The organism is Serinicoccus sp. CUA-874, assembly GCF_001942225.1.
Lineage (GTDB): Bacteria > Actinomycetota > Actinomycetes > Actinomycetales > Dermatophilaceae > Ornithinicoccus > Ornithinicoccus marinus.
Genome location: NZ_MKJZ01000022.1, coordinates 67,990 through 92,775, shown reverse-complemented (window position 1 = coordinate 92,775; position 24,786 = coordinate 67,990). Strand labels below are relative to the sequence as shown.

Sequence of the window (24,786 nt, the reverse complement as noted above, 5' to 3'; positions counted from 1 at the left end):
CCCGGCCGGTCCGCACGCTGGCGCGCCGAGGGAGCGTGCGAGAGGCTGGGGGCATGAACAAGACGGACCTGATCGAGGCGCTGGCTCCGCGCGTGGGCGGCCGGGCCGCCGCCGGAGCCGCCGTCGAGGCCTTGGTGGACGTGGTGCTGCGCGAGGTGGCCGCGGGCGGCACGGTGAGCATCAGCGGTTTCGGGAGCTTCGAGCGGGTGGACCGGGCAGCGCGGACCGGGCGCAACCCGAGGACCGGAGAGGCGGTGCCGATCCCGGAGACCCGGAGCCCGCGCTTCCGGCCGGGAGCCGCCTTCAGGGAGGTGGTGGCCGACCCGGCGACGCTGCCCGCGCAGGGCCTGGCCGGGGCGCGGGCCGCCGGTGAGTCCGAGGGCGGCTCCGCCGGAGCCCCGAGCACGGTGCGTCGCCATGACAGCGGTCCTCGGCACGAGCCGAAGGGTCGGGTCGCCGCCCGGGCGTCGTCCGACCGCGACCGGGAGCGGCGTGCCCCCTCGGGGACCCCGCCGAGCGTGCGCCGGGAGAAGCCCGACCCGACGAGCGAGAGCTCGGAGCCACGGCAGCCGGGGTCGGTCGGCGGCGGACGGGTCTTCTCCGGCGGCGAGGACATCACCGCCGGCATGATCTCGGCCAAGAAGGCGCAGCTGGCGAAGGTCAAGAACGACGACGTGTCACATGGCGACTCCGGCAAGCGCAAGAAGGCCAAGAAGGGGAAGAAGTCGACGAAGGGGAAGAAGGGCACGAAGGCCGCGAAGAAGCGTTGAGCCGCTGTGCGCCCGACCCCGCGCAGAAGGTGCTGCGGTGCGGGGATGCATCACCGCAGCGGGACGCCTGCTGCGAACGAGTGGATCAGACGATGGGCTCGCCCTCGCCGATGCCGACGATCCAGAGCCGGGTGAGGCTCGCGCCCGCGGTTTCGGGGTCACCGTCGACCTCGATGCTCACCCGCTGGCCCACCCGCAGGTGCCGGAGACCGCTCGCGTCCATCACCGCGGCGGCGAAGGGCAGCACCCGCCCGGTGTCGAGCAGGACCGTCCCGCTGCCGGCGTCGAGGTCGTAGGTGTGCACGCTGGCCTGCATGGGGCCACTGTAGGTCGTGGCGCGGGTGGGGGACCGGCTCAGGCGGCGGTCGAGCCCAGGGCCGCGCGGGTGCGGGCGCCCACGCCGAGGAGCAGCGCCTCCTGCAGGTCCTCGGCCCGGTCCACGTCACGCCGCAGCCGAGGGAGGTCGAGGTCCAGGCGGGTGGCGTCGACGGCGTGCCGTGCGGCCGACCCGGCACCGAAGCGCGGCCGCGGTATGCCTCGCGTCGAGGTCAGCAGGACCGTACCCGTGCCCTCGGCGTCCGGCACCACCGCACGGTCGAGGGCGGCGCAGCGCGCCAGGGCCTCCCGGAGGTCCTCCGGACGTAGCGCCGGCAGGTCGCCCAGCAGCACGGCCCACCCGGGGGCCGGCCGGCCGGCGCCGCTCTCACCCCCGACCTGCAGGGCCGCGTCGTCCAGGCCGCGCCGGATCGCCTCGTCCAGCCCGCGCCCGGGGTCGGGGACCGCCCGGGCCCCGACCTCCCGCGCCCTGTCGGCCGCACCGTCGTCGGCGGTCACCACGGTCACCCGGCCCGGCGGGAGGGCGCGGCATACCGCGTCCAGCGTGTCCAGGGCGATCGCGCGGGCCAGCTCGGGTCGGGAGACCCCGTCCGGTGCCACGAGGCGGGTCTTGGCGCGATCGGCTCGTTGAACCGGCAGCACCAGCCGCCAGTCGAGCCCGGCCGCAGCCCGTCCCGTCCTGTCGCGCACCCCAGCATCTTCGCCAGCACCGCCCCCGGATGCAAAGATGACCCGCGTGAGACGCCAGCCCCTGCGCCAGGCCGTGCCCTGGTCCTACCACGCGGTCATCGCGGCCCTGCGCCCCGTGCTCATGGGCGTGACCCGCCGCGACTGGTCCGGCGCCGAGCACCTGCCGCGGGGCGAGGGCTTCATCGTCGCCGGCAACCACTACTCCGAGGTGGACCCGATCATGCTGGCCCACTTCCTCGTCGACCACGGGCACGCCCCCTTCTTCCTCGCCAAGTCCTCCCTCTTCGAGGTGCCCCTGCTCGGAGCCGCGCTGCGGCACCTGGAGCAGGTCCCGGTCTACCGCTCCAGCTCGCGCGCCGGTGACGCGCTCGAGGCCGCGCGCGCCGCGCTCGCCGACGGTCGGTGCATCGCGATCATGCCCGAGGGCACCCTGACCCGGGATCCCGACCTGTGGCCGATGAAGGCCAAGTCGGGCGTGGGTCGGCTGGCGCTGACCAGCCGGGCCCCGGTGGTGCCGATCGCCCAGTGGGGTGCCCAGGGGGTGCTCGGGCACTATGCCCGCCGCCCGGGCAACCTGCTGAAGCGCCCGGTCCAGCACGTCCGTGCCGGCGCCCCGGTCGAGCTGTCCGACCTCTACGACCGCGCGCAGGAGCCGCGGGCGCACGCCGAGGCCACGCGCCGCGTCATGGCCGCGATCACCCAGCAGCTGGCGCAGATCCGTGGCGAGCAGCCTCCCGCCGAACCCTTCGACCCGGCCCGTCGGCCCACGGAGCCCGAGGGATGACCCGGGCAGCCATCTTCGGCGCCGGCAGCTGGGGCACGGCCTTCGCCCAGATCCTCGCCGACGCGGGCGCGGAGCGGGTCGTCCTGTGGGCCCGCCGACCCGAGATCGCCGAGGGCATCCGCGACTCACGGCACAACCCGGACTACCTGCCCGAGGTCGAGCTGGCCCCGGTGGTCACCGCGACCACGGACCCCGCGGAGGCGGCGGCGGGCGCCGATCTGGTGGTGCTGGCCGTCCCCTCGCAGACGGTGCGCGCCAACCTCGCCGACTGGGGCGAGCACCTCCCGGCGAGGGCCCCGGTGGTCTCGCTCATGAAGGGCATCGAGCTGGGCACCGGCCTGCGGATGAGCCAGGTGGTCGAGGACAGCGGCGTCGAGGCCGGGCGCATCGTCGTCGTGACCGGCCCCAACCTCAGCCGGGAGATCGCCGCTCGCCAGCCGGCCGCCAGCGTCGTCGCGGCCCTCGACCACGACGCCGCCGACCGGGTCGCCGAGGCGTGCATGACTGCCTACTTCCGGCCCTATACCCAGACCGACGTCGTCGGGGCCGAGATCGGCGGAGCGGTCAAGAACGTCATCGCGCTCGCGGTGGGCATGGCCGAGGGTCTCGGCTACGGCGACAACACCAAGTCCAGCCTCATCACCCGCGGGCTCGCCGAGACCGCCCGGCTCGGGCAGGCGCTCGGCGCCGACCCCGCCACGCTCATGGGGCTGGCCGGCGTCGGCGACCTCATCGCGACCTGCATGTCCCCGCTCTCCCGCAACCACCGCGTCGGCGTCGCGCTCGGTCAGGGGCGCAGCGTCGAGGAGGTGCTGGCCGTGCCGCACCAGACGGCGGAGGGCGTCAAGAGCTGCCGCAGCGTGGTGGAGCTGGGCGCCAGCCAGGGGGTGGACCTGCCGATCTGCGAGGGCGTGACAGCGGTCGTGGACGGCTCGGTGACCCCCGAGGACCTCACCCGAGCGCTCATGACGCGGGCACGCAAGCACGAGCGCCACTGACGAGCCGCGTCGGTCTCACTCCCACGCGCCCCGGGGGGAGCACTGTGAGCCGGTTCGTCAGATCAGAGAACCTCGAGGAGGCTCCGATCTGACGTCGAGGCGCCCGGTGGACGAACCGGCCCGGAGACGACCTGGAGAGCGGCCCTCACGCGTCGGCCGTCGTGCCCGGTGGGTCTGCGGGGTGTCCCGCCTCGCACTGGTTAGGCTCGTCCCGATATGGACGCCTCCACCCAGCGCACCGACCCCGCCGTGAGCCCCGACGAGGACACCAGCGCCGGCACGCAGCGGTCCGCCGACACCCGGCACCGTGTGGCCCTCGTCTTCGGCGGGCGCTCGGACGAGCACGCGATCTCCTGCGCCACCGCGGCCAGCGTGCTCCGGGCGCTGGATCGTGAGCGGTATGCCGTCGTGCCGGTGGGCATCACCCGCGAAGGGCACTGGGTGCTCGTCGAGGACGACCCGGAGGCGCTGGAGATCCGGGACGGGCGGCTGCCGCAGGTGCAGGACACCGGGCGTCAGGTCTTCGTGCCGCTCGGCGGGGTGGACCACGAGTGGACCTGGACCGGTCGCGACGGTCAGGTGCACTCCCTCGGCGAGGTCGACGTCGTCTTCCCGCTGCTGCACGGGCCGTTCGGGGAGGACGGCACCATCCAGGGGATGCTGGAGCTCGCCGACCTGCCCTACGTCGGCTGCGGGGTGCTCGCCTCCGCCGCGATGATGGACAAGCACGTCATGAAGGTGGTCTTCGCCGCTGCCGGGCTGCCGGTGGCGCCGTATGCCGTCATCACCGACCGGCAGTGGCAGCGCGACCGCGAGGGGGCGCTGGAGGCCGCGAGCGCCCTGCTCTTCCCGGTCTTCGTCAAGCCCGCACGGGCCGGCTCGTCGGTGGGCGTCGCCAAGGTGGAGCGCCCGGAGGAGCTCGAGGTCGCGATCGAGAAGGCCCGCGACCACGACCCCAAGGTGCTCGTCGAGCAGGGCATCGACGGGCGCGAGATCGAGTGCGGCGTGCTCGGCGGGCGCGGCTCGGCGCTGCCCAGGGTCAGCGAGTGCGGGGAGATCGTCGTCAGCGGCGGGCACGACTTCTACGACTTCGAGGCGAAGTACCTCGACGAGGCCAGCGTGCAGATCACCGCCCCCGCCGACATCCCGGACGACGTCCGCGACGAGATCCGCCGGATCGCTGCGCTCGCCTTCGAAGCCGCCGACGCGGAGGGACTCTCCCGCGTGGACTGCTTCGTCACGCCGCGCGGCGAGGTGGTGCTCAACGAGATCAACACCATGCCCGGCTTCACGCCCTACTCGATGTACCCCCAGGCCTGGGCGGCCTCGGGCGTCTCCTACCCCGAACTGGTCGACGAGCTCATCACGCTGGCGCTGGAGCGTCCGCTCGGGCTGCGCTGAGCGTCAGGCAAGGCCGGCGCAGCGACAGGCCGCCGCCGGTCAGCCCTGCGGCGAGGAGCACTCGCCCAGCGTCTGCGGGACCACCCGGGCGGCGTCGTCCAGCGGCGGCAGGAGCAGCGGGTGGCTGTCATAGCTCTCCGGCACCAGGACCTCGATCGCCGGGTCGCGGCCGTAGGTCGTGAACATCGTGCCGCCGTCGTCGAGCACCGTCGCGACCCAGTCGACCCCGCCGACGTCGATGCAGGGGTCGGTCGTCGGCCCGGGCGGCGCCTTGCCGCACCGGGCGACGATCGGCGGCTCGCCCCAGGCCGCGACCCCCTCGGACTGCACCGCGGTCACCCGCGCCTCGTAGGGACCGATCGTCCCGGGCCACCGGGCGGCGACCTCCAGGCATACCGCGGAGTCAGAGGCGTCGAAGGGGACCGCGCGCACCGCGCCCTCGCCGCACGCCGTGAGCGAGACCAGCCCGAGCGCGGCCGCCAGCAGCCCGGCCCGCGGCCTCAGAGCTCGACGACCGTGCACGTCGTGGTGCGGGTGATCCCGGGCACCGCCAGGACGTGCGCGATGACGCCACGACCCAGCTCCTGCACCGTCGGCGCCTGCACCTGCACGATGACGTCGTAGGGACCGGCCACGTCCTCGGCGCTCTGGACGCCGTCGAGCTCGCGGATCGCCCGGGTGACGCGCGCGGAGACGCCGACCTCGGTCTGGACGAGGATGTATGCCTTGACCACGGTGCTGCCTCCTGCTCGGTTGCACGGAGGCTACCGTGCGGGGATGAGCAGCACGAGCGAGCCTCCGGGCGAGGGCGGGCGGACCGTCGGCGAGGTGGGGGAGCGCGGCATCCTCGGCGAGGTCTTCGGCGTGCTCGCCGAGCACGGGGCGGCCGCGGGGAGCCTGCGCGACGTCGTCGTCGGGCCGGGCGACGACACCGCCCACCTGCGCGTGCGCACCGGCGCCGTCCTGGCGACCACGGACACGATGGTGCGTGGTCAGGACTGGCTGGACGCGTGGTCGACCGGTCAGGACGTGGGCGAGAAGATCGTCACCCAGAACCTCGCCGACCTGGCCTCGATGGGCGGCCGGGGGACGGGGGTGCTGGTGACCCTGCTCTGCGACCGGGAGCTGCCGCTCGCCTGGTGCCGCGACCTCACGACCGGGCTCGCCCGCGCCTGCTCCCGCGCCGGGGTCCCCGTCGTCGGGGGCGACCTCAGCGCCGCCGGCCCGGGGGTGGTCGCGGTGTCGGTGACGGCGCTCGGGGAGCTGGCCGAGGGCATACCGGGTGCGGTGCTGCGCAGCGGCGCCCGACCGGGCGACGTCCTCGCGGTGTCCGGACCGCTGGGTCGCTCCCACGCGGGGCTCGAGCAGCTCCGGGCCGGGGCGCGCCAGGGCCGCTGGGTCGACCACCACCTCCGGCCGTGGGTGGACCTCGAGCAGGGTCCGGTGGCGGCGCTCGCCGGGGCCACGGCGATGATCGACGTCTCGGACGGGCTGGGCCGCGACGGGGGTCGGGTGGCGCGCGCCAGCGGCGTCGACCTCCTGCTGGACGAGGCGGCCGTCGACGACCTCGCCGCCCGGCTCGCGCCCGAGCTGGGGCTGGAGGCGGCCCGGCGCGCCGTGCTCGGCGGCGGTGAGGAGCACGAGCTGCTCGCGACCTTCCCGGTCGGCGCGGTGCCGACGGGGTGGGTCGTCCTCGGGGGTGCCGAGCAGGTGCAGGGGGAGCCGACCGTGCGGCTGGGGGAGCAGGCCCTGGACCCGGACGGCGGCGGCTGGGACCACTTCGGCGGCTGAGACCGGGACCGGTCCTGCCGCCCGACACAGCAGAACCGGCGCCCCCCTGACGAGGAGCGCCGGCAGATGACGGCAACCTGCCGTCAGCGGAGGGTCAGCGGGTGACCTTGCCCGCCTTGAGGCAGGAGGTGCAGACGTTCATCCGCTTGGCGGTGCCGCCCGCGGTGGTGCGGACCCGCTGGATGTTGGGGTTCCAGCGGCGCTTGGTGCGGCGGTGCGAGTGCGAGATGCTGTGACCGAAGCTCGGTCCCTTGCCGCAGACGTCGCAAGTGGCAGCCACGGTGTTCTCCTGAAGGTCGTCCGGTGAAAGGTCTCGGGCCCGCAGCAGCGCGGCGCGGGCAACCGGTCCAGCGTACCGGAACCGCGACACGGCGCCCAAATCATCGCGGCGGACGACGACCGTGCGTCGCCGCACCTCCACGGTATGCCTGTGGCGCCGCGGACGGCGTCGGCGCCGGGCACTAGGTTGGTGCCGTGCCCGGACCCGTGCTCGACCTCGTGACCGCCCGCCGCTGGGCGGTCACCGCGCGGTTGTCGCTGGCGACGGCGCGGGAGCAGGTCGACGCGCTCAACGTCTTCCCGGTGGCGGACGGCGACACCGGCACCAACATGTACCTCACCCTCGACGGCGCGCTGGAGCACGTGCGGGTGCGTTTCGAGAGCGGCGGCGGCACCGACCGGCTCCGGGAGGGGCTCGCCCTCATCGCGCGGGGCATGCTCCTGGCGGCCCGCGGCAACTCGGGCGTCATCCTGGCCCAGCTCACCCGCGGGCTGGCCGACGCGGTGGCCCCCGACGTCGACGTGGCCGGCCCGCGCGAGGTCGCCGACGCCTTCGAGTCCGCCTCGCGCAGCGCCTGGGAGGCGCTCGCCGCCCCGGTGGAGGGCACCATCCTCACCGTCGCCCGGGCCGCCGCCGTCGCGCCCGGGGTGCGGTCGACGAGGGCGCGCAGGACGTCCTCGTGGTCGTCGACGCGGCGCTCGAGGCGGCGCAGCAGGCCCTGGCACGCACTCCCGAGCAGCTGCCCGAGCTGCGCGACGCGGGCGTGGTCGACGCCGGCGGGGCAGGGCTGGTCCTCGTCGTCGAGGCGCTGCACGCCGTCCTCGACGAGCGCCCGGCCGGCGCCGACGGCGAGGTGCCGCACTGGTGGGCCGCGACGCCCGGACCGACCTCGGGTCGGGGCACGACGTCGGAGGAGGCCGTCGAGGTGATGTACCTCCTGAGCGGCAGCGACCCCGAGCGCGCCGAGCGGCTGCGGGCCCACCTGACGCATCTCGGGGACTCCGTCGCCGTCGCGGGTGGCCCCGCAGAGTTCCAGGTCCACGTGCACGTCGAGGAGGAGGACACCGCCGCGGCCATCGAGGCCGGAGGGCTGGCGGGGGTCGTGAGCGAGGTGCGGCAGACGTCGCTGAGCCCCGGAGACGGCACGGAGGGACGTGAGCACCCGCACCCGGTCGCGCCCCTGCCGCAGGGCATCGGAGTGGTCTCGTGCGCCCTCGGCGACGGGGTGACCCGGCTGATGTCGGACGGCGGTGCCGTGCTGGTGCCCAGCGGTCCGCGTCGTCGCGCCCCGACCGGAGAGCTGCTCGCCGCGGTGCGCGCCAGCACCGGTGCGTCGGTCGTCATCCTGCCCAACGACGGCGACATGCTCATGGTCGCCCGCGCCGCCGCCGCGGAGGCGCGGCGCGAGGGTCTGGAGGTCGAGGTCGTGCCGACCCGCAACCTCCTGGAGGGCCTGGCCGCGCTCGCCGTGCTCGACCCGGCAGGCCGGTTGGGGCCGGTCCTGGACGCGATGACGGCGGCGGCCTCGGCGGTGCACGGGGGTGCGCTCACCCGCGCCGACCGGGCGGCCGAGACCCCGGTCGGTCCGTGCCGACCGGGCCAGTGGCTGGGCATCGTGGACCACGCGATCGTCGCCGTCGAGGACGACCTGGAGCCTGCCGCGCGGTGCGTGCTCGACACGATCTGGCACGACGGGGTCGAGCTGCTGACGGCGCTGCTCGGCGAGGACGCCGACGACGAGGTCCGCCACGTCATGGCGCACGCCGTCGCCGACCGCTGCGCGGGCAGCGAGGTCGAGCAGAGCGTGCTGGACGGGGGCCAGCCCACCTATACCGTGCTGCTGGGGGTCGAGTGATGCCGGGCGCCGGACGCGCCCACCTGCGCCCCGTGGCCGACGGCGAGGCCAACCCGCTCGACTTCGGGCTGCGCGACCTCGTCGGGGCCAGTGCGCAGACGCTGCAGCGGGCGCGGGGGATCAGGACCGTGGGCCAGCTGCTCGACTGGTTGCCCCGCACCTACCTCGACCCCACCCGGCCCACGGCCTTCCGCGACCTGCCGCACGGCGAGGACGTCGTGGTCGTGGGGACGGTGCGCGCCGCGACCACCCACCAGATGCGCAACCGGCGCGGCCGCAGGCTCGTCGTGGACGTCGCGGACGACGCGGGCGGGACGATCCAGCTGACCTTCTTCAAGCCCTACGGGCACCAGGACCGGCTCCGACCCGGGGTCCGGGTCGTCTGCTCCGGGCAGGTGGGGGTGTGGCGCGACACGCTGCAGCTGACCCACCCGGACTACGCCACGCTGAGCGAGGGCGGCGAGGGCGGGGCGCAGTGGCTCCTCGACGGTCTGGTCCCGGTCTACACCGCCACCAAGGGTCTGTCACCCATCGTCCACGGCCAGTGCCTCGACCTGGTCTTCCACCAGCTCGACGAGCTGCCGGACCCGGTCCCCGCGCAGGTGCGGCGGCAGGTGGGTCTGCCCGGCCTGCTCGAGGCCTACCGGCTGGTCCACCGGCCCGGCACGGAGGCGGACCACCGCAGGGGCCGGTGGCGGCTCAAGTTCGGCGAGGCCTTCACGGTCCAGGCCCAGCTCGCCCGGGTGCGCCGGTCCAGCGAGGCGGTGCCCGCCCGCCCCCGGGTGCCGGCGGAGCAGGGGCTCGGGCAGCGGCTGCGCGACCGGCTGCCGTTCGCGCTCACCGAGGGCCAGGAGGCCGTCCTCGCCGAGCTCCTCGGCGACCTGGCCCGCGAGGCCCCCATGCACCGCCTGCTCCAGGGCGAGGTCGGGTCGGGCAAGACCGTGCTCGCCCTGCTCGCCATGCTCGCCGTCGTCGACTCCGGCGGGCAGGCGGCGCTGCTCGCCCCGACCGAGGTCCTCGCCGCGCAGCACCACCGCTCGATCAGCCAGCTGCTCGGGCCGATCGCCGAGGCCGGGCTGCTCGGCGGTCTGGAGGAGGGCACCCGGCTGGCCCTGCTCACCGGCAGCCAGTCGGCGGGGGAGCGCAAGCAGGCGCTGCTGGCCGCCGCCTCGGGCGAGGCCGGGATCGTGGTCGGCACCCACGCGCTGATCCAGCAGCACGTCCAGTTCGCCGAGCTGGGTCTGGTCGTCGTCGACGAGCAGCACCGGTTCGGGGTCGAGCAGCGCGACGCGCTGCGCGCCAAGGCTCCCGAGGGCACCTCCCCGCACGTGCTGGTCATGACCGCGACCCCGATCCCGCGCACCGTGGCGATGACCGTCTACGGCGACATGGAGATCTCCACGTTGCGCGAGCTGCCCGGCGGGCGCCGCCCGATCAGCAGTCACGTCGTCGACGGCCGACGCCCCGACTGGGTGCGCCGGACCTGGCAACGGGTCGCCGAGGAGGTGCGCGGTGGCGGTCAGGTGTATGTCGTGTGCCCCCGCATCGGGGATCCGGACGACCCGGACCTGCCGGGCTCGGGCACCGACGGTCCGGGCCTGCCGCTCGGCGGAGAGGCCGGGCCCGGAGCGCCGCAGGGCGAGGACGGCGCCGACCTCCTCGGCCTGCTCGAGATGCCGGAGGGGTCCGCCGGACCGCCCGGGCTGCACGGGGTCCACCAGGTCGCCCGGTGCCTGCGCGAGCTGCCGGCGACGCGCGACCTGCGGATCGAGGTGCTGCACGGCCGGATGCCGGCCGAGGCCAAGGACGCCGTCATGCAGGCCTTCGCCGCGGGGCGGGTGGAGGTCCTGGTCTCGACCACCGTCATCGAGGTCGGCGTCGACGTCCCGGACGCGACGACGATGGTGCTGCTGGACGCCGACCGGTTCGGCATCTCCCAGCTGCACCAGCTGCGGGGGCGGGTCGGCCGTGGCGGTCGTCCCGGGCTGGCGCTGCTCGTGACGCAGGGCGACGGCGTGGACCCCGCCGCGATCGAGCGGCTGGAGCAGGTCGCCGCCACCACCGACGGCTTCGAGCTGGCTCGCATCGACCTGGAGAGCCGGCGCGAGGGCGACGTCCTCGGCGCCAGCCAGAGCGGCGGCCGTAGCGGCCTGCGCTTCCTGCGGCTGGCCCGCGACGAGGACCTCATCGTGCAGGCGCACGAGGCTGCCTGGCGCACCGTGGAGTCCGACCCCGAGCTGAGTCGCCATCCCGAGCTGGCCGACGCACTGACCCGTCTGGACGCGACCAGCGCCGCCTTCCTGGAGCGGGGATGAGGCGATGACCAGGATCATCGCGGGGCGCGCCGGCGGGCGCACCGTGCATACCCCTCGAGGCGCCGGCACCCGGCCCACCACCGACCGGGTGCGCGAGGCGATGTTCTCCCGGATCGAGTCGCTGCTCGACCTGGAGGGCTGCTCCGTGCTGGACCTGTATGCCGGGTCCGGCGCGCTCGGGCTGGAGGCGGCCTCGCGCGGCGCAGCCCGTGTGCTCGCCGTGGAGCGGCACCGGGCCACCGCCCGGCTCATCGGGCGCAGCGCCGAGGAGCTGGCGCTGCCGGGCGTCGAGGTGGTCGTGGGCCCGGTCGGCCCGGTGCTGGCCGCCGGACCGGGCGGGCACGCCTACCACCTTGCGCTGCTCGACCCGCCCTACCCGCTGCCCGACGCCGAGCTCGCCGGCGTCCTCCACGCGCTCGGCTCGGGCGGCTGGCTGGACCCGGACGCGCTCGTCGTGGTCGAGCGCAGCGCCCGGTCGCCGCGGCCGCCCTGGCCGGAGACGCTGCGCCACCTCGACACCCGGCGCTACGGCGAGACCGCGCTGCACCTGGCCGAGCCGAGCGGCCCGGCGGGCGCCTGAGCGGCCACCCTGGGAGGATCGCGGCATGAGCGACTACACCATCCCGCGTCCCGTGTCCGGCGACGTCGTCGACCTGATCCTCGACGACCACCGGCTCTTCGAGGCCCTCATGCGCGACCTCCGCGACAGCTCCAGCGACCGTGCCGCGGCCCGCGCGGCCTTCGCCAGCGTCCTCATCGCCCACGGCGAGGCCGAGGAGGAGAAGGTCTACCCCCGGCTGCGGCGCAAGGACGCCATCGACGCGCACGAGGCCGAGCACGGTGAGGAGGAGCACGCCGAGATCAACCAGGCGCTGCTGGACCTGCTCGAGTGCGCCGGCACGGACACGCAGAAGTTCGACGACGCCGTCGAGGCCATGAACGAGGTGCTGCAGCACCACCTCACCGAGGAGGAGCTCACGATCCTCAACCCCGCCCGCGAGGAGGTCCCCGAGCAGGAGCGGCGCGACCTCGGCGCGGCCTTCCTCGAGGTCCGCGGCCGGCACCTCGACGAGGGCGTGGACGCCGATACCGTCCGTGCTCTGGTCGAGCAGGCCCGGAAGGACGGGTTGCTCGAGGACGAGGGGTGATCGCAGCCCGGTAGGCTCCCTGGCCATGTCGACCCGCCGTTGCGTCTGCCCCGGATCCTTCGACCCGGTGACGCTGGGGCACGTCGACATCGTGACCCGGGCCGCCGCGCTCTACGACGAGGTCGTGGTCGCCGTCCTGCACAACCCTGCCAAGCAGGGCAGCTTCCCCGTGCCGACCCGGCTGGAGCTCGTCGGCGCCTCGCTGCCGAGCGAGGTCGCGGGTCGCGTCCGCGTCGAGGCGTATGCCGAGCGGCTGCTGGTCGACGTGTGCCAGGAGGTCGGGGCCGAGGCGGTGGTCAAGGGGCTGCGCGGCGGCACCGACTTCGCCTACGAGCTGCCGATGGCCCTGATGAACCGTCACCTCACCGGTGTCGAGACGGTCTTCCTGCCCGGTGACCCGGCGCTGGAGCACGTCTCCAGCTCGCTGGTCAAGGAGGTCCACCGGCTCGGGGGCGACGTCTCCGCGCTGGTGCCCGCGCCGGTGCTGGAGGCGCTGCGCCAGATTTGAGCGCGCCGCACCGGCCCGGTAGGCTGGTGCGTCGGTTTGTGTCCCTCCCGTGCTCGCCGTGCACGAGGGCCGAACCCGTCCATCAGGTCAGACCACACGTAAGGGAATTCGGCATGGCTGCCCAGCAGACGGAGCGCGACTGGGTGTTCGACACCCGGGAGCTGGTCCGCCGGCCCGGGACCATGCGCGAGCTCTCGCGCGAGGTCACCACGACGGAGCCCCTGGGCACCGATGTCATCGCGATCCCGGCGGGCCACCCGGTCCGGCTGGAGCTGCGGATGGAGTCGGTCGTCGAGGGCATCCTGGCGACGGGGACGGCACAGGCCACGGCGAGAGGGGAGTGCGTGCGCTGCCTGGACGAGATCGTCGACGACGTCGAGGTGACCTTCCAGGAGCTCTACGCCTACCCCGACCGCGCGGCGCACCACCAGGAGGTGGGGAGCCGCTCGGGCGACCAGGACGCGAGCGACGAGGACGAGCAGCGCATGCTCGACGGTGACCTGATGGACCTCGAAGAGGTCGTCCGGGACGCCGTCGTGACCGAGCTGCCCTTCCAACCGGTGTGCCGGGAGGACTGTCCGGGCCTGTGCTCCGAGTGCGGGGCGCGCCTGGCGGACGACCCGGAGCACGAGCACGACGTGATCGACCCCCGGTGGTCGGCGCTGGCCGCGATGGCCACGCCGGCCGACGACGACGAGAAGAGGACCTGACGTGGCCGTTCCCAAGCGGAAGATGTCCCGTTCCAACACCCGGCACCGCCGTTCGCAGTGGAAGGCGGCGCCGATCGCGCTGTCGACCTGCCCGCAGTGCCAGGCTGTGGCGACCCCGCACCAGGCGTGCCCCACCTGCGGCACCTACGGCGGCCGCCACTACGCGGCCGCCGAGCGCACCGAGCACCAGGGCTGACCTCGGGGCACCGTCGTGCGTCCCGTCTCCGAGCTGGCCGACTACCTCACCGAGGTGGTCGGCGAGTCCTGTGACGAGGCGCTGCTGCTGCGGGCCCTGACTCACCGGTCCTACTCCTACGAGAACGACGGGCAGCCGCACAACGAGCGGCTCGAGTTCCTCGGTGACTCCGTGCTGGGGGTGGTGGTCACCGACACGCTCTACCGCACCCACCCCGACCTGACCGAGGGGCAGCTGGCCAAGCTCCGCGCGGCCGTGGTCAACTCGCGCGCGCTGGCCGAGGTCGCCCGGGTCGTGGACCTCGGCGCCTTCGTGCTGCTCGGCAAGGGGGAGCAGGCCACCGGAGGGCGGGACAAGGACTCGATCCTCGCCGACACCACCGAGGCGGTCATCGGCTGCGTCTACCTCTCCGCCGGGCTGCCCGCTGCCGCCACCTTCGTCCACCACCTGCTGGACCCGCTGATGCGTCGCAGCGCGGGGCTCGGCGCCGGGCTGGACTGGAAGACCAGCCTGCAGGAGGTCGCCTCGGCGGGCGACCTGGGCCCCCCGCAGTACCTCGTCGACGCCGAGGGACCGGACCACGACAAGACCTTCACCGCCCGGGCGGTCGTCGCCGACGAGGTGGTCGGGACCGGGGTGGGTCGCTCCAAGAAGCTGGCTGAGCAGCAGGCCGCCGAGCAGGGCTGGCGGCTGCTCACCGAGCGCGCCGCCCAGGTGGTCGCGACCGAACCGACGGTCGAGGACCTCACCGGCGACGGCCCCGGCAGCGGCTGAGGCGTGCCCGAGCTCCCGGAGGTCGAGGTCGTCCGTCGTGGCCTCGAGACGCACGTCGTCGGGCGACGCATCCGCGAGGCCCGGCTGACCGGCGCGCGGGTCGCCCGACGTCACGCGGCCGGACCAGTGGACCTGGCCGCGCGCGTCGCCGGTGCGCAGGTGCTCGCCGCGGACCGGAGGGGGAAGTACCTCTGGCTCGTGCTCCAGCCTCCCGCCGACGACCCCCAGGCGCTGGTCGTGCACCTCGGGATGAGCGGCCAGCTCCTCGTGCAGGACGCGCAGGCGCCGCGGGAGAAGCACCTGCACGCCACCCTCGACCTCGACGACGACGGCCCCCAGCTGCGCTTCGTCGACCAGCGCACCTTCGGCGGGCTCGCCCTCACCCCGCTGCGCGACGAGCCGGGGGCAAGCGCGCCGGGTCACCCCGGCGGGCACTCCCACGGCATACCTGAGCCGGTGCTGCACATCGCCCCGGACCCGCTCGAGCCGGCCTTCGACCGGGCAGCGGTGGTGCGCCGGATGAAGGGCAAGGACGTCGCCCTCAAGCGGGTCCTGCTGGACCAGGGGGTGGTCAGCGGTATCGGCAACATCTACGCCGACGAGGCGTTGTGGCGGGCGCAGGTGCACGGGCGACGGCTCGCCTCCAGCCAGACGAAGCCCGCGCTCGGGCGGGTGCTCGACCACGCCGCCGACGTCATGCGCGACGCGCTGGGACAGGGCGGCACCAGCTTCGACGCGCTCTACGTCAACGTCAACGGGGCCAGCGGCTACTTCGACCGGTCGCTGGAGGCCTACGGGCAGACCGGCCGCCCGTGTCGACGCTGCGGGACCGCGATCCGGCGCGAGGAGTTCACGAACCGCAGCTCGCACTTCTGCCCCCGCTGCCAGCCGGCGCCGCGGGTCCCTCGGGTGTGAGCGGTCAGCGCTGGTCGTCCTCGGGGTTGGGCGGGGGAGGCGGCAGCTGGCCGCGCCGCGGCTTCTCCGGCTGACGCCCCTCGACCGACTCGCGGGCGACCTCCTAGCGCCGCACCCGCTCCGCGCCGGCGTCCATGAGGCGCAGCACCCGCCGAACAATGTCCATGATGGGAGATGACCTCGGCCGAGATTCGGTCGTTTGCTGGCCTCGTTCCAGCAGACGGCCGGCCCGAGTATCACGCTGCCCGGATTATCGGGGTGACAAACAGCAGGCTCGACGCCTCCGGGAGTTGATGAACGGTTTGCGCGGCGAACATTGGACGACCGGTTCCACTGCGAGTAGCCTAGTCCATAACGCTGCAAGCTCCGATCGGGACACGGTCTGGATAGCCTTTGCGCGAGTGTTCAGTTGTGGAGCCCGGGCGCTGCAATAATCCGACGCTATAGGTGGTGGGTGTGACGTACGCTCAATCATCCTTGGCGTAGCCAGTCCACGAACTTCTTCCAAAGGGGCCTGGCTGGTGCTGGCCGTTCGGTCGTCACATCTTGATCGGCTGTCTGCGGGGATGTCGACGAAGCGGCCTCGACGGTCGAAACAGTGTCCCGATCAGCGATCGGTTCTGCGTTGACCTTTGCCTGCTCTCCTGTGAGAGGGGAGTGGTCGGCCGCAGTAGCTGAAGCTGCCGCGCCAGAGTGCGATTGAGGAGTGTCCAGTCCTGTAACCAGCTCGAGTTTAGGTCGGACCGCCTGCTCGGGACGCGGTTCGTCGGGATGCTCCGATGCTGTGTGATTGCTTGCAGGTGGCGGTGAGGTGGATCGTCGTCTCGACTGGGCAGCGCTTGACAACTCAAGGTCGCCTCGCAGTACCCAGACTCGCGCCATCTCCCGACGGCGAACACTCTTCTTCCAAATGGGAGCTTGCTGCAACACTCGCTCGCCGCTGAGGATTTGGGCGAGGATCGTCGCCAGCGAGCGGGATTTATAGATCAGTGCTTGGTGGACAGGATCGAACTCCGCGATCGATCCCCGCGCGAAGAGGCGGGCAGTGCGCTCTTGTGAGGGATCTTCCCACGGTCTCTGGGGTGCGTAGTTGTCGCTCGGATTGAGTACCGACACGTAGATGCCGCCGTTTTGAAAGACTTCCTTGCGGATTGCTGCGCTCAGAGACTTGGAGGCTCGCTCGGGAAGTTCTGTCGGGAACAGCCAGATCGTCCTTGCTGCACCGGCCGTTGTGCGCTGCAGCGTTCGGGTGGCGAAGTCTGTGTTCCATCGCTGGTACTCAAGGACGAGGTCGTGCTCCGGCAGGAAGACGTCGCCATGGGTGAGTGAGTGCTCGACCTCGGCCTTTGCACCCAGCGTTTTCGCGATCCTGTACAGGCGGCCCTTGATCCACAGGTGCTCGACTCCCTCTGGCCCGCCTCCTCCGTCGAGCGTGGCGGGGTCTTGTGCTATCTCGCCAGGGTTGACTGGCATGTCTACCTGGTTGTGGTCACAACCTCCGGAACGGATGGCGAAGAAGCGAAGACCGCTTGCGCTCATCCGCTTCGCCGTGAGCAGCGTGTCGCACGAAGAGACGATGCATTTCACGTGGACCGCAGGGTTCTTATAGATCAACTCCCAGTCGGCCTGGTCGTTCACGCAGACCTCGACTGGTTCCTCTGCGCCAGGGAGGTCCATGATGAGACCGCGAATCTTCACCTGATGGGTACGGTGCGTCGCGTGCACCTTCTTGTCGATTGTGCGGTCCTCTGGACGGCGGCCGATGAGGGGCTTCTGGAAGTTGGGTGGCTTGCGATGTGCCGGTTCAGAGTCCATGCCGTCTTGCCTACCAGCACCCTCCGACAAGTAGAAGATCCTTGGGGCGGCGTCCTAGGAGAGGCGGCCAGGTGCGGCGGCACTCAAGCGCAGGATTTGCGGGCGGGGCATCCGCGTGTCAGCTCCCAGATTGCGAGTTCGGGCCGATCCGCTTGCAGGCGTCAGCCTCGCCAGAGCTCGAACGATTCCCAGTCGCGTGGTACGCCCATCGACTCGACCGTCAGGGCGTGCGAGGTCGGGAACCTCCTCAGCAGCGCGGCCAGCTGTTGCGCCCAGTCAGAGCAGGGGTCGATGGTCGGCAGGAGATACGCGATGACGGCGACGGCGTTGTAGGTGCCGAAGACACCTTTAGCCGTCTCCTCATCACGCAGGTGGTCGAGGATGGGGACCTGTCCGACCTTGGGGCGAGCCGGTGCGTTCTGGAGCTTTCTGTTGAACAGGCGGGAGTGGTGCGCCGCGACGTTGCGAACGTAGTTCAGGCTGGCCAACCAGCTGCTCATGATGCTCTTCGTCGGGACTCCGAAAGCCAGCGCGATCTCCTCGGCATCCTGCTGGTTCATCCCCCGATAGAGGACTGAGAGGTGGCCCAGCTCGAGGATCTCGGTGAGCGCCCAGACCGGCATCCGATCGTCGTACTTCTCCCGGAAGTGCTCGACGAACTTCTCGTCCGAGCGGGTCTTCCTCTCGTTGACGCGCCGAAGCCATTGCACGTGCTTGCTCGGCGCGGAGTCTGGCCCGTCGGTGCTCTCGGCAGTGAAGGAGTCAGTGAAACAGGCGGGGTCCTCGTAGGCGAAGGGTGACCTCCGGCCGAGCACGTACCCGATCCGCATTCGAACAGCCACTTCGATGCGCTCGACGCCGGCCATGACGAGCAAGCGCAGACGCCGGTCGAAGTCGATGAGGTCCTCGGCGTGCCGCAACGTTGTGCCGGCCCTGTAGTCGCTGAGCACGCGGACCCGCACGCGACCCTCGTCGTCGATGTCAACCTCGGACTCACGGAACGGGTAGAGGTACCCAGTGAGGCGGTAATAGCCGACCGCCTGTAGGACCGACGCGGCTCGGCTGTGGTCTGCGATCTCGACTCCGTGCCTCGCCAGTCGATCGATCTGTTCGTCGACGGACAGCCACGGCTTCGCGTACTCGGCCATGACCCTCCCCTGGAAAGAAAATCAGCCCGCGCCTTGCGGCAACGGGCTGATCATGATGGTGCAAGGATAGCACGTAGCGGATGCGAGGCTCAGTAGTCTGTGGACGGCCGCCGGATCTGCGGTGTTTCGACGCGCCGGGACCTGAGCACGAGTCGAGTGCCGATTGGATGCCCAGTCGACTGACGATTCTATGCGCTGTACATAACGTCTCAATGGTGTGGAGTCGGGCTACTTCGACCGGTCGCTGGAGGCCTACGGGCAGACCGGCCGCCCGTGTCGACGCTGCGGGACCGCGATCCGGCGCGAGGAGTTCACGAACCGCAGCTCGCACTTCTGCCCCCGCTGCCAGCCGGCGCCGCGGGTCCCTCGGGTGTGAGCGGTCAGCGCTGGTCGTCCTCGGGGTTGGGCGGGGGAGGCGGCAGCTGGCCGCGCCGCGGCTTCTCCGGCTGACGCCCCTCGACCGACTCGCGGGCGACCTCCTGGCGCCGCACCCGCTCCGCGCCGGCGTCGCGGAAGAGGCGGAACGCCCGAGCCACGAGGTCGGCGACGTGGACCGGCGTCCACCGGCGCAGCGGCAGCCGCTCGGACGGCGGCGTCGCGGTGCGCCCCAGGAGGGCCAGGAGCCCGACGGCCAGGACCAGGAAGAGGAGCAGCTCGACCATCACGGCACCACGTCGGCGGTGTGCAGCGGCTCGTCCTCCTGGGGGTAGCGGACGCCGAGCTCGCGACGGGCGCTCTCCAGGATGGTCATGATCGCCACCGTATCCGCGTGCGGGATCAGCGGGGACTCCGGCAGGCCAAGCTCCAGGCAGCGGTGGAACTCCTCGACCTCGTGCTCGTAGCCGCGTCGGTCACCACCGTCGACCAGCTGCTCCTCCTCGCCCCGGCGGACCGTGAAGGAGGTCGGGTTGTTGATCGGCCCGTGCAGCTGCAGCGACCCCTCCGAGCCGCGCACGAGGGTCTCGGTGCTGCCGTGCGAGAGCGAGTCGGTCAGGACCTGGACCACGGCGCCCTCGGTGGTCATCCACTGCAGGGCCACCAGCGCGTCGGCGCCGGTGGCGACCCGGGAGCCGAGGACGTGCAGGTGGGTGGGGTGACCGGCGAAGAGGTGGGCGAGGGTGACCGGGTAGATCCCGAGGTCGAGCAGCGCCCCGCCGCCGTTCGTGAGGTCGAAGAGGCGGTGCGACTCGTCGTAGTCGAAGGGCACCGGGAGGGCGGCGTGGACGCTGCGGACCGTGCCGATGTCGCCGCGACGGACGCGGGCGAGCGCGTCCAGGACGATCGGCTGGCACCGGGTCCACATGGCCTCGACAGCGAGGACCCCGGCCGCGCGGGCGGCCTCGAGCACCTCCTCGGTGTCGTGGACGGTCAGCGTCGTCGGTTTCTCGACGAGCACGTGCTTGCCGGCCCGGATGCAGGCCAGCGCCTGCTCGCGGTGGAAGGGGTGGGTCGAGGAGATGTAGACGGCGTCGACCTCGGCGTCGTCGACCAGCTCGGCATAGCTTCCGTAGGCGCGAGGGATGCCGAACTCCTCCGCGAAGGCCCGGGCTCGGTCGCCGTCGCGCGCCGCCACGGCGACCACCTCGCCCCCCTCGACCGCGGCGATCGCCTGCGCCAGGGCCCGGGCGATCCCTCCGGCGGCCAGCAGCCCCCATCGCACGGGCCGGTCGGCGATCGGGGTGTAGGCCGGCGGGGTCGCGGTCGACGGGTCGGTCATGGGTCCACCGTAGTCTCGGTGGCATGGAGCGCGCGCTGATCTTCGTCCGCGGCCGGGTCCAGGGCGTCGGCTTCCGCTGGTGGACGCGGGCGCGGGCGCTGGAGCTCGGCCTCGTGGGGCATGCCCGCAACCTGCCCGACGGCCGGGTCGAGGTGAACGCCCAGGGCGAGCGGGTCGCGGTGGAGACGCTCGCGGGGCTGCTGCGCGAGGACCCCTCCACCCGCAACCGCCCCGGGAGGGTCGACGGCGTGGTGGTGCAGTGGCACCAGGTGCGGGAGGGGCTGACGGGGTTCCTGGAGCGCTGACCAAGCTGAGGAGCAGGAGGAGCCGGGTGTGGCGGCCGGGTCGCGGCATACCCGGCAGGTATGTTGACCGGACCACCGACCCGGCGACCAGTGCGGAAGACCCAGCCACATGTATGTGAAGAGCCTGACCCTCAAGGGCTTCAAGTCGTTCGCCTCGGCGACGAGCATGCGGCTCGAGCCGGGCATCACCTGCATCGTCGGACCCAACGGCTCGGGCAAGTCCAACGTCGTCGACGCGCTCGCCTGGGTGATGGGGGAGCAGGGGGCCAAGAGCCTGCGCGGCGGCAAGATGGAGGACGTCATCTTCGCCGGCACCTCCGGCCGCCAGCCGCTGGGTCGCGCCGAGGTCTCGCTCACCATCGACAACACCGACGGCGCGCTGCCGATCGACTACAGCGAGGTGACGATCACCCGCACGATGTTCCGCACCGGCGGGTCGGAGTACGCCATCAACGGCACCTCCTGCCGCCTGCTCGACGTGCAGGAGCTGCTCTCCGACTCCGGCATCGGGCGCGAGATGCACGTCATCGTCGGCCAGGGGCAGCTGGACCAGGTGCTGCGCGCCACCCCCGAGGAGCGGCGCGGCTTCATCGAGGAGGCGGCCGGCGTCCTCAAGCACCGCAAGCGCAAGGAGCGGGCGCTGCGCAAGCTCGAGACGATGGAGGGCAACCTCACCCGCCTCACCGACCTGACCACCGAGATCCGCCGCCAGCTCGGGCCGCTCGGCCGGCAGGCGGAGACCGCCCGGCGGGCCGCGACGATCCAGGCGGAGGTGCGCGACGCCCGGCTGCGCATCCTCGCCGACGACCTCGTCCAGCTCACGAGCGCGCTGGAGGCCGAGCTCGCCGACGAGCGGGCCCTCATCGAGCGACGCACCCGGGTGCAGGAGGCGGCGCGGTCCGCCGAGGCCAGGGTCGCCGAGCTGGAGCAGGAGCGGGCCGCGGCGGCGCCGGCGATCACCGCGGTGCAGGACCGGTGGTATGCCTTGTCCTCCCTGGTGGAGCGGGCCCGGGCCCTGGGTGACCTCGCCGCCGAGCGGGTGCGCCTGCTCGGCGCGGAGGCCGAGGAGCTGGCCGCGGAGGAGAGCGGTCGCTCCCGCCGTGGCCGCGACCCCGAGGAGCTGCGTGCACAGGCGGCGCGGGTCCGGGAGGAGGAGGCCGCGCTGCAGGCCCGGGTGGCCGAGCTCGCGGCCGCGCTGGCCGACGCGGAGGGGGCGCGGGCGCAGGCCGAGGACGCGCACGCCCAGGAGCAGGCGCGGCTCCAGCGGCTGGCGAGGGCCGCGGCGGACCGTCGCGAGGGGCTGGCTCGGCTGTCCGGGCAGGTGGCCGCCCGACGCTCCCGGCTCGAGGCCGGCGAGGGCGAGGTCACCCGGCTGCAGCAGGTGGCCGCGGCCGTCGTGCAGCGGGCGGAGAAGGCCGAGCAGGACTACGCCGGGCTCGAGGGCACGGTCCTCGACGTCGAGCAGGGCGAGGAAGGGCTCGACGAGCACTACGAGGCCGCGGAGCAGCGCCGGGCCGAGGCGGGCGAGGAGGTCGAGCGGCTGACCGAGGAGCTGCGCGCGGCGCAGGCGGAGCAGGCGCAGTGGGGGGCCCGGGTGGAGGCGCTGTCGCTGAGCCTGCGGCGCACCGACGGCGCGAGCGCGCTGCTCTCGGCCGACGGCGTGACCGGCGTGACCGGCACCGTGACCGACCACCTCGTGGTCGAGGCCGGCCGCGAGGCCGCGGTCGCGGCCGCGCTGGGCTGGGCCGGTGAGGCGCTCGTCGTCGACGGGCTGGGCCAGGCGCAGGAGGCGCTGGCCTGGCTGCGCGACCAGGACCAGGGGCAGGCCGGCCTCATGGTCCCCGAGCTGGTGACGGGGGAGGCCGACGACGGTGCCGAGCGGGAGCGCTGGCCCGAGCTCCCCGGGTATGCCGTGTGGGCCGCCGACATGGTGCGCGCCAAGGACGGGGACGAGGCGCTGCGGCGAGCGGTCACCGGACTGCTGGAGCAGGTGGCCCTGGTCAACGACGCCGACGACGCCGCGCTGCTGGTGCGGGCGCTGCCCGGCATCACGGTGGTCACCGGTACCGGGGACGTCTACGGCCCGGGATGGGTCCGCGGGGGGTCGTCGGCCGCCCCCAGCATGCTGGAGCTGACCTCGGCGCTGGAGGAGGCGCAGAGCGGGGTCCAGGAGGCGACGTCGCGCGCCGAGCGGGCGACCTTCGCGCTGAGCTCGGCCACGGAGGACCTGGAGGAGGCGCAGCGCGGCGCCGACGAGGCGCTGGACGCGTTGCACGACTCCGACGCGCGGATGACCGCGGTGGCCGAGCAGCTCTCCCAGCTCGGCCAGACGATGCGCACGGCACGGGCCGAGCACGAGCGGGCCACCACCGCCATCGGCACCGCCGAGGAGTCCCTGGCCACGACCCGCGCCGAGCTCGCCGAGCTGGAGCAGCGGCTGGCCGACGCCGAGCAGCTCGCCAGCCAGGAGGGGACCGAGGAGCCGGACACCACCGAGCGGGAGCGCCTCGCCGAGGCGGCCGCCCGGGCGCGGACGCTGGAGACCGAGGCACGGCTGGCCCTGCGCACCCAGGAGGAGCGCGTCACCGCGCTGTCCGGCCGGGCCGACAGCCTGGAGTCGGCCGCCGCGGGCGAGCTCGCCGCCCGGCGGCAGGCCGCGCAGCGGCGGGAGCGCCGGGCCCGGGAGCGTGACACCGCCGCGGCGGTGCGTGCGGGGGCGGGCTACCTCCTGGCGCGGGCCGGCAGGTCGTGGAGCGGGCCGCGCAGGAACGCTCCCGAGGGCAGGCGGAGCAGGCGGAGCGTGACCAGGCGCTCGCGACCGCCCGGCAGCGGGCCCGCGAGCTCGCCGACGACCTGCGTGACCTCACCGACTCCGTGCACGCCGACGAGATCGCCCGCGCCGAGCAGCGGCTGCGCATCGAGGCGCTGCAGACCCGGTCCGTCGAGGAGCTCGGTGTGGACCCGCAGACGTTGGTGGACGAGTACGGTCCGCACCTGCCCGTCCCTGTCATCCCCGGACCGGACGACCCCGACCCGGACGACCCGGACGCGGACCTGCCCGAGGCCCAGCCGTTCGTCCGGGAGGCCCAGGACAAGCGGCTGCGCAAGGCGGAGCGTGCCCTGAACCAGCTCGGCAAGGTCAACCCGCTCGCCCTGGAGGAGTTCGCCGCGCTCGAGGAGCGGCATACCTTCCTCACCGAGCAGGTGGAGGACCTGCGGCGCTCCAAGGAGGACCTGCTGGAGATCGTCCGCTCGGTGGACGAGCGGGTGGAACGGGTCTTCACCGAGGCCTTCCACGACACGGCCGCGCAGTTCGAGCGCGTCTTCTCGCGCCTCTTCCCGGGGGGTGAGGGGCGGATCACGCTCACCGACCCGGACAACATGCTCACCACCGGCATCGAGGTCGAGGCGCGGCCCCCGGGCAAGAAGATCAAGCGCCTCTCGCTGCTCTCCGGCGGGGAACGGTCGCTGACGGCGGTGGCGCTGCTCGTCGCGATCTTCAAGGCCCGGCCCAGCCCGTTCTACATCATGGACGAGGTGGAGGCCGCGCTCGACGACACCAACCTGGGCCGGCTCATCACCCTCTTCGAGGAGCTGCGCGACTCCAGCCAGCTCATCGTCATCACCCACCAGAAGCGCACGATGGAGATCGCCGACGCGCTCTACGGCGTCTCCATGCGTGGCGACGGCGTGACCACGGTGGTGAGCCAGCGGATCAAGGACGTCGCCGCCGACGGGGTGGAGCAGCCCACCCGCCGCCGCGCGCCCGCCCCCGAGCCGTCGCCCGCATGACGGTGGTCTTCGGCGGCGCCGAGTTCCCCGCCTACGTCATCGACGACGAGACGCTGCGCGAGGAGCTGCTCGACGAGGAGGAGACCCGCGAGTGGGTCGAGGAGACGCCCGAGGACCCGCACGCCGTCGCGCTGCTGCGGATGCTGGGCGAGCTCGACGCGGCGCTGGCCGCGGGGCAGGCGCGCCTGGCCGAGCAGGACGCTGGGTCCTCCCCCTGGGCGCTCGCGGCGGTCCGGCTGGCGCACGTGCACCACTGGCGGGGCGAGTATGCGCCCGCGTATGCGCTGCTCGACGCCGCGGAGGAGATCCTCGCCGGCGACGACCCGCGGGCCGCCCTGGTCCACCAGCACCGGGCCAAGGTGCTCCTCGACGAGGGTCGACCGGAGGAGGCGCACGCGGCCGCGTCGCGAGCCCTGGCGCTGCGGGAGGCCGCCGGCGACGCGGGGCTCATCGCCTCCACCCGGCAGACGCTGCGCCGCATCGAGCGCGACCTCGCCCGCTGACTCCCCGACCGGCCGCACGGTCTGTGTCGTGTGAT

25 protein-coding genes and 3 pseudogenes are annotated in these 24,786 nt (G+C 73.3%); 19 read left to right on the top strand and 9 right to left on the bottom strand.

Going from position 1 to position 24,786, the window contains the following annotated elements; genetic code table 11:
• The first annotated feature begins 53 nt into the window (after positions 1-53).
• Positions 54-770 (top strand): HU family DNA-binding protein, encoded by a 717-nt coding sequence (locus BJF80_RS07205; RefSeq protein WP_075812533.1) that lies wholly within the window; start codon positions 54-56, stop codon positions 768-770.
• 85 nt (positions 771-855) lie between these two features.
• On the opposite strand, the gene BJF80_RS07200 is transcribed toward BJF80_RS07205, so the two are convergent.
• Both BJF80_RS07200 and cofC read right to left on the bottom strand, forming a co-directional pair.
• Positions 856-1,086, bottom strand: coding sequence for a hypothetical protein (locus tag BJF80_RS07200; protein ID WP_022926151.1), 231 nt, complete (start codon positions 1,084-1,086; stop codon positions 856-858).
• A 38-nt stretch (positions 1,087-1,124) separates the two neighbouring features.
• Positions 1,125-1,796 (bottom strand): 2-phospho-L-lactate guanylyltransferase, encoded by a 672-nt coding sequence (gene cofC, locus BJF80_RS07195; protein ID WP_075812531.1) that lies wholly within the window; start codon positions 1,794-1,796, stop codon positions 1,125-1,127.
• Between the two features lie 37 nt (positions 1,797-1,833).
• Between cofC and BJF80_RS07190 the strand changes: the two genes are divergently transcribed.
• The 3 genes from BJF80_RS07190 (at position 1,834) to BJF80_RS07180 (ending at position 4,979) form a co-directional block, all read left to right on the top strand.
• Entirely contained in the window at positions 1,834-2,580 is a 747-nt protein-coding gene (locus BJF80_RS07190) for a lysophospholipid acyltransferase family protein (RefSeq protein ID WP_075812529.1), read from the top strand.
• Complete coding sequence (locus BJF80_RS07185; protein ID WP_075812527.1) at positions 2,577-3,578, top strand: NAD(P)H-dependent glycerol-3-phosphate dehydrogenase; 1,002 nt, start codon at positions 2,577-2,579, stop codon at positions 3,576-3,578. The genes BJF80_RS07190 and BJF80_RS07185 overlap by 4 nt, the downstream gene beginning before the upstream one ends.
• Before the next feature lie 216 nt (positions 3,579-3,794).
• Complete coding sequence (locus BJF80_RS07180; protein WP_083673513.1) at positions 3,795-4,979, top strand: D-alanine--D-alanine ligase family protein; 1,185 nt, start codon at positions 3,795-3,797, stop codon at positions 4,977-4,979.
• 39 nt (positions 4,980-5,018) lie between these two features.
• Here BJF80_RS07180 and BJF80_RS07175 read toward each other — a convergent pair whose 3' ends face one another.
• The gene (locus tag BJF80_RS07175) at positions 5,019-5,501 is read right to left on the bottom strand and encodes a DUF3515 family protein (protein ID WP_237767480.1); all 483 of its coding nucleotides are present in this window, start codon (positions 5,499-5,501) and stop codon (positions 5,019-5,021) included.
• Positions 5,480-5,713, bottom strand: coding sequence for an Lrp/AsnC ligand binding domain-containing protein (locus tag BJF80_RS07170; RefSeq protein WP_022926145.1), 234 nt, complete (start codon positions 5,711-5,713; stop codon positions 5,480-5,482). The genes BJF80_RS07175 and BJF80_RS07170 overlap by 22 nt, the downstream gene beginning before the upstream one ends.
• Before the next feature lie 43 nt (positions 5,714-5,756).
• Here BJF80_RS07170 and BJF80_RS07165 point away from each other — a divergent pair, with 43 nt between their 5' ends.
• On the top strand, positions 5,757-6,770 hold the full coding sequence (locus tag BJF80_RS07165) for a thiamine-phosphate kinase (protein ID WP_075812525.1): 1,014 nt from the start codon (positions 5,757-5,759) through the stop codon (positions 6,768-6,770).
• 94 nt (positions 6,771-6,864) lie between these two features.
• Here BJF80_RS07165 and rpmB read toward each other — a convergent pair whose 3' ends face one another.
• Entirely contained in the window at positions 6,865-7,050 is a 186-nt protein-coding gene (gene rpmB / locus BJF80_RS07160) for a 50S ribosomal protein L28 (RefSeq protein WP_075812523.1), read from the bottom strand.
• A gap of 194 nt (positions 7,051-7,244) precedes the next feature.
• Between rpmB and BJF80_RS19930 the strand changes: the two are divergent.
• From BJF80_RS19930 to mutM, 10 genes and pseudogenes are all read left to right on the top strand, one after another.
• A pseudogene (locus tag BJF80_RS19930) lies at positions 7,245-7,679 on the top strand (DAK2 domain-containing protein); the annotation flags it as partial.
• 50 nt (positions 7,680-7,729) lie between these two features.
• Positions 7,730-8,905 carry a fatty acid kinase subunit FakA-related protein gene (locus BJF80_RS07155; RefSeq protein WP_158068491.1) on the top strand — a complete coding sequence of 392 codons (1,176 nt, stop codon included), beginning with the start codon at positions 7,730-7,732 and terminating at the stop codon, positions 8,903-8,905.
• Entirely contained in the window at positions 8,905-11,220 is a 2,316-nt protein-coding gene (locus tag BJF80_RS07150; protein WP_075812521.1) for an ATP-dependent DNA helicase RecG, read from the top strand. The genes BJF80_RS07155 and BJF80_RS07150 overlap by 1 nt, the downstream gene beginning before the upstream one ends.
• 4 nt (positions 11,221-11,224) lie before the next feature.
• Positions 11,225-11,800: a 16S rRNA (guanine(966)-N(2))-methyltransferase RsmD gene (gene rsmD / locus BJF80_RS07145; RefSeq protein ID WP_075812519.1), complete on the top strand. Its 576-nt coding sequence runs from the start codon at positions 11,225-11,227 to the stop codon at positions 11,798-11,800.
• Positions 11,801-11,825: 25 nt separating this feature from the next.
• A complete protein-coding gene (locus tag BJF80_RS07140) occupies positions 11,826-12,368 on the top strand; it encodes a hemerythrin domain-containing protein (RefSeq protein ID WP_075812517.1) in 543 nt (180 codons plus the stop codon).
• A 25-nt stretch (positions 12,369-12,393) separates the two neighbouring features.
• Positions 12,394-12,876: a pantetheine-phosphate adenylyltransferase gene (coaD, locus tag BJF80_RS07135; RefSeq protein WP_022926138.1), complete on the top strand. Its 483-nt coding sequence runs from the start codon at positions 12,394-12,396 to the stop codon at positions 12,874-12,876.
• 113 nt (positions 12,877-12,989) lie between these two features.
• A complete protein-coding gene (locus tag BJF80_RS07130; protein ID WP_075812515.1) occupies positions 12,990-13,586 on the top strand; it encodes a YceD family protein in 597 nt (198 codons plus the stop codon).
• 1 nt (position 13,587) lies between these two features.
• A complete protein-coding gene (gene rpmF / locus BJF80_RS07125) occupies positions 13,588-13,782 on the top strand; it encodes a 50S ribosomal protein L32 (RefSeq protein WP_022926136.1) in 195 nt (64 codons plus the stop codon).
• 15 nt (positions 13,783-13,797) lie between these two features.
• Positions 13,798-14,556: a ribonuclease III gene (rnc, locus tag BJF80_RS07120; RefSeq protein ID WP_075812513.1), complete on the top strand. Its 759-nt coding sequence runs from the start codon at positions 13,798-13,800 to the stop codon at positions 14,554-14,556.
• A 3-nt stretch (positions 14,557-14,559) separates the two neighbouring features.
• Positions 14,560-15,471 (top strand): bifunctional DNA-formamidopyrimidine glycosylase/DNA-(apurinic or apyrimidinic site) lyase, encoded by a 912-nt coding sequence (gene mutM / locus BJF80_RS07115; protein ID WP_075812511.1) that lies wholly within the window; start codon positions 14,560-14,562, stop codon positions 15,469-15,471.
• Positions 15,472-15,942: 471 nt separating this feature from the next.
• Here the strand turns inward: mutM and BJF80_RS18330 are convergent, their stop codons facing one another.
• Complete coding sequence (locus tag BJF80_RS18330; RefSeq protein ID WP_143456793.1) at positions 15,943-17,286, bottom strand: hypothetical protein; 1,344 nt, start codon at positions 17,284-17,286, stop codon at positions 15,943-15,945.
• 161 nt (positions 17,287-17,447) lie between these two features.
• Positions 17,448-18,434 (bottom strand): Abi family protein, encoded by a 987-nt coding sequence (locus BJF80_RS07110; RefSeq protein ID WP_075812509.1) that lies wholly within the window; start codon positions 18,432-18,434, stop codon positions 17,448-17,450.
• A gap of 208 nt (positions 18,435-18,642) precedes the next feature.
• Between BJF80_RS07110 and BJF80_RS07105 the strand changes: the two are divergent.
• Positions 18,643-18,810, top strand: a pseudogene (locus BJF80_RS07105) (zinc finger domain-containing protein); the annotation flags it as partial.
• 4 nt (positions 18,811-18,814) lie between these two features.
• Here the strand turns inward: BJF80_RS07105 and BJF80_RS07100 are convergent.
• Both BJF80_RS07100 and BJF80_RS07095 read right to left on the bottom strand, forming a co-directional pair.
• Positions 18,815-19,096, bottom strand: coding sequence for a hypothetical protein (locus tag BJF80_RS07100; protein ID WP_075812508.1), 282 nt, complete (start codon positions 19,094-19,096; stop codon positions 18,815-18,817).
• On the bottom strand, positions 19,096-20,151 hold the full coding sequence (locus BJF80_RS07095) for a Gfo/Idh/MocA family protein (protein ID WP_075812506.1): 1,056 nt from the start codon (positions 20,149-20,151) through the stop codon (positions 19,096-19,098). Before BJF80_RS07095 ends, BJF80_RS07100 begins: the two co-directional genes overlap by 1 nt.
• Before the next feature lie 23 nt (positions 20,152-20,174).
• Between BJF80_RS07095 and BJF80_RS07090 the strand changes: the two genes are divergently transcribed.
• From BJF80_RS07090 to BJF80_RS07080, 3 genes and pseudogenes are all read left to right on the top strand, one after another.
• Positions 20,175-20,456: an acylphosphatase gene (locus tag BJF80_RS07090; RefSeq protein ID WP_075812504.1), complete on the top strand. Its 282-nt coding sequence runs from the start codon at positions 20,175-20,177 to the stop codon at positions 20,454-20,456.
• Between the two features lie 109 nt (positions 20,457-20,565).
• A pseudogene (gene smc / locus BJF80_RS07085) lies at positions 20,566-24,248 on the top strand (chromosome segregation protein SMC).
• Positions 24,245-24,751: a hypothetical protein gene (locus BJF80_RS07080; RefSeq protein WP_075812502.1), complete on the top strand. Its 507-nt coding sequence runs from the start codon at positions 24,245-24,247 to the stop codon at positions 24,749-24,751. Before smc ends, BJF80_RS07080 begins: the two are co-directional and overlap by 4 nt.
• The last annotated feature ends 35 nt before the right edge of the window (positions 24,752-24,786 follow it).

Excerpts from the sequence above, each read along its gene's own strand:
- BJF80_RS07205 (WP_075812533.1), top strand. The coding sequence starts at position 54 with ATGAACAAGACGGACCTGATCGAGGCGCTGGCTCCGCGCGTGGGCGGC.
- BJF80_RS07200 (WP_022926151.1), bottom strand. The coding sequence starts at position 1,086 with ATGCAGGCCAGCGTGCACACCTACGACCTCGACGCCGGCAGCGGGACG.
- BJF80_RS07190 (WP_075812529.1), top strand. The coding sequence starts at position 1,834 with ATGACCCGCGTGAGACGCCAGCCCCTGCGCCAGGCCGTGCCCTGGTCC.
- BJF80_RS07185 (WP_075812527.1), top strand. The coding sequence starts at position 2,577 with ATGACCCGGGCAGCCATCTTCGGCGCCGGCAGCTGGGGCACGGCCTTC.
- BJF80_RS07180 (WP_083673513.1), top strand. The coding sequence starts at position 3,795 with ATGGACGCCTCCACCCAGCGCACCGACCCCGCCGTGAGCCCCGACGAG.
- BJF80_RS07165 (WP_075812525.1), top strand. The coding sequence starts at position 5,757 with ATGAGCAGCACGAGCGAGCCTCCGGGCGAGGGCGGGCGGACCGTCGGC.
- BJF80_RS07150 (WP_075812521.1), top strand. The coding sequence starts at position 8,905 with ATGCCGGGCGCCGGACGCGCCCACCTGCGCCCCGTGGCCGACGGCGAG.
- rsmD (WP_075812519.1), top strand. The coding sequence starts at position 11,225 with ATGACCAGGATCATCGCGGGGCGCGCCGGCGGGCGCACCGTGCATACC.
- BJF80_RS07140 (WP_075812517.1), top strand. The coding sequence starts at position 11,826 with ATGAGCGACTACACCATCCCGCGTCCCGTGTCCGGCGACGTCGTCGAC.
- coaD (WP_022926138.1), top strand. The coding sequence starts at position 12,394 with ATGTCGACCCGCCGTTGCGTCTGCCCCGGATCCTTCGACCCGGTGACG.
- BJF80_RS07130 (WP_075812515.1), top strand. The coding sequence starts at position 12,990 with ATGGCTGCCCAGCAGACGGAGCGCGACTGGGTGTTCGACACCCGGGAG.
- BJF80_RS18330 (WP_143456793.1), bottom strand. The coding sequence starts at position 17,286 with ATGGACTCTGAACCGGCACATCGCAAGCCACCCAACTTCCAGAAGCCC.
- BJF80_RS07110 (WP_075812509.1), bottom strand. The coding sequence starts at position 18,434 with ATGGCCGAGTACGCGAAGCCGTGGCTGTCCGTCGACGAACAGATCGAT.
- BJF80_RS07100 (WP_075812508.1), bottom strand. The coding sequence starts at position 19,096 with ATGGTCGAGCTGCTCCTCTTCCTGGTCCTGGCCGTCGGGCTCCTGGCC.
- BJF80_RS07095 (WP_075812506.1), bottom strand. The coding sequence starts at position 20,151 with ATGACCGACCCGTCGACCGCGACCCCGCCGGCCTACACCCCGATCGCC.
- BJF80_RS07090 (WP_075812504.1), top strand. The coding sequence starts at position 20,175 with ATGGAGCGCGCGCTGATCTTCGTCCGCGGCCGGGTCCAGGGCGTCGGC.
- BJF80_RS07080 (WP_075812502.1), top strand. The coding sequence starts at position 24,245 with ATGACGGTGGTCTTCGGCGGCGCCGAGTTCCCCGCCTACGTCATCGAC.